Source organism: Winogradskyella wichelsiae (genome assembly GCF_013403925.1).
GTDB classification, from domain to species: Bacteria; Bacteroidota; Bacteroidia; order Flavobacteriales; family Flavobacteriaceae; genus Winogradskyella; species Winogradskyella wichelsiae.
In genome coordinates, this window is record NZ_JABFDJ010000031.1 from 1 (window position 1) to 2,524 (window position 2,524).

2 protein-coding genes are annotated in these 2,524 nt (G+C 27.6%); both read left to right on the plus strand.

From position 1 onward, the window contains the following. Positions 1-198: 198 nt before the first annotated feature. Complete coding sequence (locus HM985_RS17020; protein WP_179377404.1) at positions 199-813, plus strand: hypothetical protein; 615 nt, start codon at positions 199-201, stop codon at positions 811-813. A 183-nt stretch (positions 814-996) separates the two neighbouring features. After that, positions 997-1,542, plus strand: coding sequence for a hypothetical protein (locus HM985_RS17025; protein ID WP_179377405.1), 546 nt, complete (start codon positions 997-999; stop codon positions 1,540-1,542). The last annotated feature ends 982 nt before the right edge of the window (positions 1,543-2,524 follow it).

Below are 2,524 nucleotides of genomic sequence, written 5' to 3' on the forward strand. Positions count from 1 at the left end.
TGTTCTTTCTAATTATATAGCTTAAATTTAGTGTTTTTATTAAAATGCTAACTTAAGCCGTGTATAATTAATTGCTTGGTCACTGCCGACTTACGAACATTCCTGCGGAATATTCTATCTGTGATTTATTTACTAAATTAGTTGCTTAACCACGCAACTAATCATACACAAAACCGTTACCAAAAATAAAAAAACAAGATGAGACTAATAATTATTTTATTAATAATGAGTGTATTCAATTCACACTCACAAAATGAAAATCAAAAAATAAAATCTGGTGTTTATGAATGGAAAAGTAATTTTAGATCTAATTATCCTAATTACGCACTGAATTTTGAAATAAAAAAAGGAAAAAACAAATCTTTAGGCGTATTTAAAGGCAAAAGTCAAATTTCGTTTTACTATATGGAATTTAATTCTGACAAAGAGAAAGATAAGAACAGAAGTGTCACAGGAGAAATCTTCGGCTTTTCAGACGGTGAAAATTTTTATTTACCATCTGAATTTTGTGAAGATTGTGATTTTCAAGATAAAATGTACTTCAAAGCGAATTTCATAGGAGAAAAATATATCTATTATGATTTTTTCTATCCTAGAAATGATATCATTAATCCAAATACTAATCTTGGCAAAAATGGGAGTGATGAAACTATGGTAGTTTCATTAAAAAACAATAAGAGATTTTTGTTATCAAAAAAGTTCATAAAGAAAGAATTAAAAAAACATACAGAGTTGTATGAAGCATATAAAAAAGAAAAGAGAAAAAATCTTGTTCTGAAAAAATATTTGGAATTGTTAGATAAAAAAAGTTGATACAATTACTTTTGGTAACACCGTGTATAATTAATTGCTATGGTCGTTGCTTATTTGGAAAATTCCTTCGGAATTTTCTCGCGTTCGTTTTTATTTACTAAATTAGTTGCTTAAACACGCAACTAACCATACACAAAACCGTTAGCAGTTATATAAAAAAACTCAGAGAATTCAAGAATAGATATGGATAAATTCAATATTAAAATTTTATCTCACGACTGGATATCGAATGAAAATACTGAAACCGATTTATGCTCTCACGGAAAACTTGAATTAACAATTGGAGAAGAAATAATATTAAATGAATCTGACGGAGATTGGACAATCAGTACATCTGTATTACAATTATTGAGATGTATTGAGCCAAATCCTGATACTGAAACTGATTTTAATCCAATTATGTGTTGTGGAATGTTATTAATGTTAGGTTGTCCAATTGGACTGTATTTTGATTTAAAACATAAAAACGGAAAAATAGTAATTAGAAATATCAAAAAACAGTATGGAACAAATGATAATGAACACGTTTTGTATCCTAAAATCATTGCGGAAATTAATACGTCTGACTTTGCAATAAATATTTTGAATTTAGCAAAAGAAGTTAAATCATTTTTCAATAACGAGCCGAAAAAAAATCTTGATGATGATATGGATAAAGAACTTTGGTTTGAATTTTGGAATGAATTTAATGAGTTATATAAAAACGGAATTGAAAAATACAACTGCTAACACCGTGTATAATTAATTGCTTTATTGAGCCTACTTGCGAATATTCCTACGGAATATTCACGGGTTCGTAAAAGTTTGCTAAATTAGTTGCTGAACCACGCAACTAATCATACACAAACACGTTGTAAAACATTAAGGAACGCATTGAAATTCAACATACAAAAAGAAAAAATAGGTTGGGCGAAACAAATTTTAGGATTTAGTTCTTTAATTGTTATGAATCCATATTCAACAATTTATGGATTACCCGTATACTTAATTGGATTATTCCTTTTATGGAAATCTAAATTGACCAAAAAAAATAAATTGCAATGGACATTTCTACCTCTATTAATTGCTGGAATAATTTTTTTAATAATAGAATTAATATTTTATCTTTTAGAACTATAATGAAACTAATCGAAGAACCAAATGCCGAAAACGGTTCGTTCTTAGATGAATTCATAAAACATTTAGACAAAACCGAATGAGCTGTGTTTTAAGAAGAGATGGAAAAGAATTTAGAGTCGATGATTTTTTGAAATCAACCGAATTGAAGCCTATAAAATATATCGAATTGGAGAAAAGATAAAAATTGGAAAGAAAAAAATCGAAAACTCAAATGGTTGTGCTTTTGATTTAAGTAAAGCTAGTTTTAAAAATTTTGAACAACAAAAAAAAGATGCAATTGAATTTTTAAATATCAATTTTATTCAACTCAAATCAGTATTCTCGTTTGGACTTAATAAGGAAGAAATTCCAACAATTGATTTCGGAGTCACAACTCAAATGAATGAAGTTTACGCCCAATTTGACTATTTAGAACCAGAATTATTGAAATTAGCAGGAAATTTGAATTTTTGAATTGAAATTAGCCAATACCAACCTTCAACAGAGGATTGTGATTCTCAATGAAAAACGTTTTACAACAAAGTACTGTGGTAAAAAACAAGTAAAAACTTATTAATTTATTGCTAAAGTACTTCTGTAATTATTATCATAG